Annotated in this window: 7 protein-coding genes and 1 pseudogene; 4 read left to right on the forward strand and 4 right to left on the reverse strand. The window is 74.0% G+C overall.

What is annotated here, in order from left to right:
- The 3 genes and pseudogenes from N869_RS18560 to N869_RS11190 form a co-directional block, all read right to left on the reverse strand.
- Positions 1 to 401: pseudogene (locus tag N869_RS18560) on the reverse strand (hypothetical protein); the annotation flags it as partial.
- 308 nt (positions 402 to 709) lie between these two features.
- Positions 710 to 1,315 carry a GNAT family N-acetyltransferase gene (locus N869_RS11185; RefSeq protein ID WP_035061630.1) on the reverse strand — a complete coding sequence of 202 codons (606 nt, stop codon included), beginning with the start codon at positions 1,313 to 1,315 and terminating at the stop codon, positions 710 to 712.
- Positions 1,315 to 2,520 carry a molybdopterin molybdotransferase MoeA gene (locus tag N869_RS11190; protein WP_035061633.1) on the reverse strand — a complete coding sequence of 402 codons (1,206 nt, stop codon included), beginning with the start codon at positions 2,518 to 2,520 and terminating at the stop codon, positions 1,315 to 1,317. Before N869_RS11190 ends, N869_RS11185 begins: the two co-directional genes overlap by 1 nt.
- Before the next feature lie 178 nt (positions 2,521 to 2,698).
- On the opposite strand from N869_RS11190, the gene N869_RS11195 reads away from it, so the two are divergent.
- Positions 2,699 to 3,349 carry a 5-formyltetrahydrofolate cyclo-ligase gene (locus tag N869_RS11195; RefSeq protein WP_035061636.1) on the forward strand — a complete coding sequence of 217 codons (651 nt, stop codon included), beginning with the start codon at positions 2,699 to 2,701 and terminating at the stop codon, positions 3,347 to 3,349.
- Here the strand turns inward: N869_RS11195 and N869_RS11200 are convergent.
- Positions 3,327 to 5,891 carry a penicillin acylase family protein gene (locus N869_RS11200; RefSeq protein ID WP_035061639.1) on the reverse strand — a complete coding sequence of 855 codons (2,565 nt, stop codon included), beginning with the start codon at positions 5,889 to 5,891 and terminating at the stop codon, positions 3,327 to 3,329. The two genes, N869_RS11195 and N869_RS11200, sit on opposite strands and share 23 nt — an antisense overlap.
- 161 nt (positions 5,892 to 6,052) lie before the next feature.
- Here N869_RS11200 and N869_RS11205 point away from each other — a divergent pair, with 161 nt between their 5' ends.
- From N869_RS11205 to mscL, 3 genes are all read left to right on the forward strand, one after another.
- Positions 6,053 to 6,436, forward strand: a complete 384-nt coding sequence (locus tag N869_RS11205) for an FmdB family zinc ribbon protein (protein WP_035061642.1) — start codon at positions 6,053 to 6,055, stop codon at positions 6,434 to 6,436.
- A gap of 82 nt (positions 6,437 to 6,518) precedes the next feature.
- Positions 6,519 to 7,187 carry a Flp pilus assembly protein CpaB gene (cpaB, locus tag N869_RS11210; RefSeq protein WP_035061645.1) on the forward strand — a complete coding sequence of 223 codons (669 nt, stop codon included), beginning with the start codon at positions 6,519 to 6,521 and terminating at the stop codon, positions 7,185 to 7,187.
- 62 nt (positions 7,188 to 7,249) lie between these two features.
- On the forward strand, positions 7,250 to 7,642 hold the full coding sequence (gene mscL, locus N869_RS11215; protein WP_035061648.1) for a large conductance mechanosensitive channel protein MscL: 393 nt from the start codon (positions 7,250 to 7,252) through the stop codon (positions 7,640 to 7,642).
- Positions 7,643 to 7,786 lie beyond the last annotated feature (144 nt).

The raw sequence follows: 7,786 nt of genomic DNA on the forward strand, positions 1-7,786 counted from the left end.
CGTTCCTGCTCCCGGGGCACGCGCGGGATCAGCTGCGTACCCGAGTCGTCCGGCCTGGCTGCGTGCCCGACCACCGTCGGGGCCTCCGTCCCCGGAGGCCGCGACAGCAGCTCCTGCTCCCACCGCGCATCGGCCCGGGCAGCGGCGATCACCGCACGGCGCCCCAGGACCAGCACCCCGGCGAGCAGCACCGTCGGGACCACCGCCAGGACGGCCGCCACCGCCGTGAACGCGACCACCGACCAGCCGACGACCGTCAGGACCAGCAGCCCACCCGCCAGTGCCGCTCGCCGCCTGGCGGCAGCACCGCGTCGGGCCAGGTGCGCCAGACGCTCGGCATCGACAACGCCCCGCTCCGCGTCGGGCAGGGCCCGGGCACCAGCCGCGTGCGGTCGATCCATCACGCCACCTCCAGCTCGAGCGGTACCCGACGACGGGTGAAGTACGACCAGGCCGCGGGTGGCTTCGGACGTCCCCGAGGACGGAGAGCCCGACCGTGCCACCCTCACGACCCGCAGCCCGTGGGAGTAGCGGTCGTCGGCCCGCGACTCCACCAGCTGCCGGCGGTACCGCAGATGGTGCGGCACCAGGTAGGCGAGCCAGAGCCCTGTCATGGCGATCACCACGAGTCCGGCCTGGCCCACCAGTCGACGGTAGGTGAGCCGGTCGGGCCGACGTCGCACCGGTCCCGGCGTGTCGTGGCCCGAAACTACACCGGTGTGGTCCCCCGCCGCCGCAACCGTACCAGCAGGCCCTCGGGGACCTCCTCGCTGGTGATCGCGAACGTGCGGTGGTCCCGCCAGCGCCCCTGGATGTGCAGGTAGCGCTCGCGCACGCCCTCGTCCCGCAGACCCAGCTTCTGGACCACGCGCAGGCTCGGACCGTTCTCGGGCCGGATGTTGATCTCGACCCGGTGCAGGCCCACCGGCCCGAAGCAGTGGTCCACCGCCAGCGCCACAGCCGTCGGGATGATGCCCCGGCCCGCCACGTGCCTGCTCACCCAGTACCCGATGCTCGCCGAGGACGCCGAGCCCCGCACGATCGTGGCGACGGTCAGCTGACCCACCAGCTCGCCCTGGTGATCGACCGCGAACGGCAGCGCCGACCCCCGCCGCGCCTGCGCCGAGAGAGCCCGCACGAAGTCCCCGAACGAGGGCGGCGGCCCAATACGCGGCTCGGGCGACGTCGCCTCCCACGGGTCGAGCCAGGCGTGGTTCGACGCCCGCAGCGCCGACCACGCCTTCGCGTCGCGCCGACGCAGCGGTCGCAGCCGCACCTCACCGTCGACCAGGACCGCCGGCCAGCCGGGCGCCATCAGCTGTCCAGGACCAGGCAGGGGACGGTGTCCCCCGCACGCACCGTGGTGACGTCCTCACCGACGACCGCCAGGCAGTTCGCCGCCGCCAGGTCCCGCAGTGCCGGACGACCGGGGTCCCCGAGCGCGGTGACCAGGTATCCCTCCGTCGGAGAGCCGCTCACCCGGCCCGGCACGAACTGCCGCACCCCCGCCGGTGCCGACCACGGGTGCGTGGCGGCGGCCCGCAACGAGGGCCGGAACACCTCGGAGTGACCACCCATGGTGCGCAGGGCGGGCCGCACGAAGACCTCGTACCCCACCTGCGCGGCCACCGGGTGCCCGGGCAGGGCGAACGTCGGCACCCCCTCGACCGTCCCGAACCCCTGGCGCCGGCCCGGGGTCATGGCCACCTGGTCGAACCGCATGGTGCCCAGCGGAGCCAGGACGTCGGTGACGGTGTCCCAGGGACCGGCGCTCAACCCGCCCGTCACCACGAGGAGGTCGGCGCGCACCAGCTGGTCGGCGATGACCTCGCGCAGCACGCCCCGGTCGTCACCCACCGGTCCCACCCGCACCGCGGTGGCCCCCGTGTCCTGCACCGCTGCGGCCAGCGCATGGGTGTCGGCGTCGTGGATCCCACCGTCAGGCAGCCGCCTTCCCGGCACGACGAGCTCGTCCCCGACCGACAGCACCACCACTCGCGGAGCGGGGTGGACCCGCAGGCGTCCGCGCCCGAGCGCCGCGGCCACCGCCAGGTGCCGGGCACCGACCCGGACGCCCTGGTCCAGCAGCACCTCACCGGCATGGGCGTCGTGCCCCGCCCCCCGCACGTTCTCCCCGGGCGCGACGGCGCCCCGCACCACCACGCGGGCGCGCCCGCGGTCGGTCCGGTCCATCGGCACCACGCAGTCGGCACCGTGCGGGACCGGGGCCCCTGCAGCGACCAGGATCGCGGCCTCCGGGACCAGGTGCAGCCGCTCGGTCGAGGTGACCGGAGCGTCGTGCACCACCGGGAGCTCACGCGCCCCTCCGTGGCCGTCGACGTCCCCGGACCGCACCGCGTACCCGTCGACCGCGGCGACGGACCACCGCGGCACGTCCGCCGGGGAGGTGACCTGCTCGGCGAGGATGCAACCCGCCGCGTCCGACAGGACCACGTCGAGCGGCGGGACCGGTCGGGCGGCGTCGAGCACCGCAGCCAGGTGGTCATGCACGGTTCTCATAGGGAGCACATCATGACAGGCCGGTGGGTCACGGCGTCCACCACGCGCCGGGCTGCTCCGCCCGGGCCCCTCCCAGGCCCCTCCCGGGGGCGGGCGCCGGGTGAAGTCGCTCCACCGTTCGGTCCACACCTGACCCTTCCTGACGGGCGATGGACACTTTCTTTGCGATGATGTGACCATGAGCGCCGTCGCCCAGCCGTACCCGGCCCATCACGGAGCCCTCGACGTGTTCGACGCCAAGGACGAGCTCCGTCGGGCGATCCGGTCCGAACGCGAGAAGCGGTCGCCCCGCACCCGCGCCCGGGCCGGGATCGACCTGGCGGAGGTCGTCGCAGGCCTGGAGCAGGTGACCGGTGCAGGGTGCGTCGCCGCGTACGTCTCGCGCGCGACGGAACCTGACACCCTCCCGCTGCTGGAGCTCCTCGCCGAGCGCGGCACCGAGGTGCTCCTGCCGGTGCTGGGCGCGGGGCTGCAGCGCGACTGGGCGTGGTTCACCGGTGTGGAGGACCTGCAGGTCCGGGCGCCGGGACGCCCGCCCGAGCCGGGGGGTCCCACCCTGGGCGCCGAGGCCCTGGCCCAGGCCCAGGCGATCATCGCGCCGGCCCTGGCGGTCGACACCTCGGGGGCGCGGCTCGGGCAGGGCGGAGGCTGGTACGACCGCGTGCTCGCGCACGCGAACCCCGGTGCGACCGTGATCGCGACGGTCTTCGACGAAGAGGTCTACGACGCGGCGAGCCGGCCACTGCCCCGCGAGCCGCACGACCGGATGGTCGACGTGGTCGCCACGCCCACGGGGTGGCAGTGGGTCAGGACCCCGGACGCAGGGTGAGGGTGCGGGTGGCGGCCTCCTCGACCGCTGCCCGGCTGAACGGCCACGGGAACGTCTCACCCCGGGCCCACGGCTCCAGCTGGTCGCCGTAGTTCGGGCTCGCCGGGTGGCCGGAGACACCCATGTGGTCCACCCACCGCGAGGAGTCCAGGTCGCCCAGATCCACGACCATCCGCATCGACGGCCCTGAGTCCACCTCGAACCCGCCCGTCGCCGCGTGCCACGACGTGGCGTTCACGGCACTGGAGCCACCGCCCACACCTACGGGGCTGGGGTTCATGACCGAGCGGATGACCCGCGGGGTGTCCTCACCGCCCAGCACCGGGTGCAAGGGTCGTGCCGTGTGGAGCCGGCCCCACTGCCACTCGTCCGCGGTCTTGCCCAGGCTCACCGTCAGCTCCAGTCGCGCGGCGGTCAGGCTGCGGGCCAGGATCTCGTCGCGGCTCTCGACGACGTTGACGGTGCGCCGGTCGTCCCACCAGGCGTTGCCCGGGTCATCCATCAGCTGCGTGACCACCGCGATCCAGCGGCTGTCACCACTGGGCCACTGGTCGTGCGGGAGGTCGTCCTGGAACGTCAGCTCCAGCAGGTTGGACCACACCGAGGCGAAGTACGCCGCCGCCGCCGAGTCCGGCTCCTGGGTGTAGTCCCAGTCGCGCAGCAGGTCCACGCCCTCACGGGTGAACGCGTCGACCGGGACCTCGAGCAACGCCGGGACCAGGAGCTCGGCCTGCGGGCTCCACGAGTCCATCTGGAGCGCGGCCGTCGACTCCACGTCCACGGGCTCCCCCGCCTCGACCTGCCGCTCCAGCAGCGTACGGATCCGCTGCGCGCGGTACCCGTAGTCCCAGTCCTCGGCGAGCACCGGCCCGGCCCCGCGGGGCGTCACCGGCTGGTTGGCGGCGACGATGACACCACCGGGAGGGTCGACCACGGCCGGCATGTCGTCCGCGTCGACGAACCCCTGCCAGTCGTACCGGGAGTCCCAGCCGGGCCGCGGCCACGTGCCGTCGGCCGGGACCGGGCCACCACCCACCCGTGCACGGACCGGCACCCGGCCCGGCGCCTGGTAGCCGATCTGCCCGTCCGTGGTCGCGAAGACGATGTTCTGGCTCGGGACCTCCAGCGCCGCGGCGGCCTCAGCCACGTCCTCGGCGTCCGAGGCGGTGTTCAGCATGAAGATCGCGTCCGCGGTGGCGCCCGGCTCCAGCGCCGTCCACCCCAGGGCGACCTCGATCGAGCTGCGCCGCGGCACCTCGGGCGCCGGTGACCCCGTGACGCGCCCCAGGTCCAGGACGTCGGACAGGATCGGCCCGTGCACCGTGGAGCGCACCGCGAACTCGACCGGCGCGGCGCCGTTGATCTCGATGACCTCGGTGCGCACGTCGAACGGGACGTCCTCGCCGTCACGCTCGTACGTACCGGCCTCGGGATCGGTCCGGTGCAGGAAGAAGTCGGTGACGTCGGCACCGAGGTTGCTCAGGCCCCACGCCAGGTCGGCGTTGTGGCCCACGATCACCCCGGGGAAGCCTGCGAACGTGAACCCGCTGACCTCGAAGGGGCACTGCTCGCCGGCCTCGCGGCAGTGGAGACCCATCTGGGTCCACACCCCCGGAGCCGACAGCGCCAGGTGCGGGTCGGCAGCCAGGATCGGCGACCCCGAGGCGGTGTGCTCACCTGAGACCACCCACGAGTTCGAGCCACGGCCCTCGCCCTGGGCCACCAGGGTGGGCAACGCGTCCAGGGCGCGCTCTGTCGCCTCCAGCGCGTCCACGAGATCGGCGTCCAGGTCCAGGGACACACCCGCGGGCGAGGCGACGGTCCGGACGTCGTCCCCGGACAGGATGGGGGCGTTCCGGTCGTACGGGTACCGCGGGAACAGCTCCTCGACGCGGTCCACGTCGCGGACCGTCGCGTAGGTCAGGGCACGCGACAGCTCGTGGTCGTAGTTGCTGCGCAGGTCCCAGGCCATGGCCTTGAGCCAGGCCAGGGAGTCCACGGGATTCCACGGCTCGGGGTCGTCCAGGTCCACGCGTGCGCCCAGGACCGTGTATTCCACCGCCAGGGCCTCCGGCGCCGTGGCGCCGAGGTAGGCGTTCACTCCGTCGGCGTAGGCCGTCAGGTACGCCTGGGTCCCGGGGGCCAGGAGGTCCCACTCCTGCTCGGCGACCGCGCGCCACCCCATGGCCCGGACCACGCGGTCGGACGCCAACGCGTCCGCGTCCGCCCCGACCAGCTCCGAGAGCCTGCCGGCGGTCACGTGCCGGCGGTAGTCCATCTGGAAGAAGCGCTCCTGGGCGTGCACGTAGCCCTGGGCGAAGAACAGGTCCTCGGCGGTGTCCGCGAACAGGTGCGGGACGCCCTGCTCGTCACGCAGGACGTCGACCTGGGCGCTGAGCCCTGCCACGTCGACGGCACCGTCACGGTCCGGCAGGGGTCGGCGCATGACGGTCGCAGCGAGGGCCACCGCCGCGACGAGCGCGAGGACCACCAGGGCCGCGACCACGACCAGGGCACGGCGAGCAGCGTGACGTCGGGGCACGGCTCCGAGGGTAGTCGCTCGCCGGCGGGGTCGGGTGCCGCGTGTGGACGGGGGACCGCGTACCATTGGCACTCGAACCACAGGAGTGCCAGCCCCATGGCGGCCCCCACCAGGATCGGGCGAACGCCACGGCGGCCCCCGACGAGCCCTCAGGAGGATCCGTGCCCACCTACTCCTACGCGTGCACCGCGTGCGACCACCGGTTCGACGCCCAGCAGTCCTTCAGCGACGCGGCGCTGACCGAGTGCCCCGAGTGCGAGGGCCGCCTGCGCAAGCTGTTCTCGAGCGTGGGTGTGGTGTTCAAGGGGTCGGGCTTCTACCGCAACGACGCCCGGGCGGAGAAGAAGAAGGGCACCAGGGCGCGGACGACGGCGGGCCCGTCGACCGAGAAGACCTCGAGCGACACCACGACCGGCACCACGACCGGCACCGGAACGACCACGTCGGCGAGCGGCACGTCCACCTCGACCGGCGGGGCAACGTCCACGCCCTCCACCTCGACGTCCACCTCGACGTCCACCACGGCGGGCGCCGCCGCCGGCTGACCCCCGCGACCACGGTCCACAGACCCGCAGCCAGGCGGTCCCTGCCCGGGCGCCCGCGGGCGGTGCCCCTACGGTCGGGCCCGTGCCCACCTCCCGACGCCGCCCCACCCGCACCCTCCGGATCCTCCTCTGGCGGCACCGCGTGCTGCTGACCGTCGGCGTGGTCGCCCTGGTCGCCCTGGGTGCGGCCCGCCAGCTCGCGCCCCCGCCGCAGCCCACGGTCGAGGTGGTCGTGACAGCCGGTGCGGTCGGCACCGGCGAGGTCCTCACCGTCCGGGACGTGAGGACGACCGTGCTCCCGCGCGCCGCGGTCCCGGACGGGACGATCACCGAGCGCGCCGACGCCGTCGGCCAGAGGGTCCGCACCGACCTGCCGGCCGGGATGCCGCTGGTGGAGACCCTCCTCGTCGGCGACCGGTTCGACATCACTGCGCCCGACGGCACGGTGATGGTCGCCGTGCGCATCGACAGCGGCACGTCGGGGCTGATCCGACCCGGTGACCGCGTCGACCTCGTGGGCGGCCCCGCCGGTTCTGCCCTGACTGCCCACGCGCACGACGACGTGGCTGTGCTGGCCCGCAGGGCGCTCGTCCTGGAGGTCGTGCAGACCGATGGCGGGGAGGTCCTGGGACTGGGTGCCTCAGGGGCCGGGGCCGTCGGGACGGCCGTCGTGGCGGTGACGCCCGCCGAGGGACGGACCCTGGCCGGTGCCGCGTCCCGCTCTCCCCTGGGGGCGGTACTCGTCGGTTGACGCCGTCGGTGCAAGGATCTCCCCCGACCGCGGGCGCCCGCCCGCCCACCGAGGAGGTTCACGTGATCACCGGCTTCAAGACCTTCATCCTGCGGGGCAACGTCGTGGACCTCGCCGTGGCCGTCGTGATCGGGGCGGCCTTCTCGCGTGTGGTCGAGAGCCTCGTCGCCGGCCTGTTCACACCCCTCATCGCAGCCGTCTTCGGCGAACCGAACCTGGACGCGGTCGGTGTGTTCGAGGTCAACGGGGCGGTGTTCTCGGTCGGCGTGGTCCTGACCGCCGCCCTGAACTTCCTCCTCATCGCGGCAGCGATCTACTTCCTGATCGTGGCGCCCATGAACGCGCTGGCGGCCCGACGTGCCGCCGGGCGTGAACCCGAGCCGCTGACGCCGAGCGACGAGGTGGCCCTGCTCCAGGAGATCCGCGACCTGCTCGCGGAGCGCCCGACCCGCTGAGCCTCACCAGTGGGGCGGCACCTCTCGTAGGAGCCGCTCGTCGTCCTCGCGCGGGGTCTCCTCGGCCCGCGGGCCCGTCAGCGCCCGCGGGTCCAGGTCGGCTGCGGGGGGCTGGACGCCCCCGGTCGCCCGTCGGTGACGTCG

It is taken from the genome of Cellulomonas bogoriensis 69B4 = DSM 16987 (genome assembly GCF_000767165.1).
Lineage (GTDB): Bacteria > Actinomycetota > Actinomycetes > Actinomycetales > Cellulomonadaceae > Actinotalea > Actinotalea bogoriensis.

Excerpts from the sequence above, each read along its gene's own strand:
- N869_RS11195 (WP_035061636.1), top strand. The coding sequence starts at position 2,699 with ATGAGCGCCGTCGCCCAGCCGTACCCGGCCCATCACGGAGCCCTCGAC.
- N869_RS11190 (WP_035061633.1), bottom strand. The coding sequence starts at position 2,520 with ATGAGAACCGTGCATGACCACCTGGCTGCGGTGCTCGACGCCGCCCGA.
- N869_RS11185 (WP_035061630.1), bottom strand. The coding sequence starts at position 1,315 with ATGGCGCCCGGCTGGCCGGCGGTCCTGGTCGACGGTGAGGTGCGGCTG.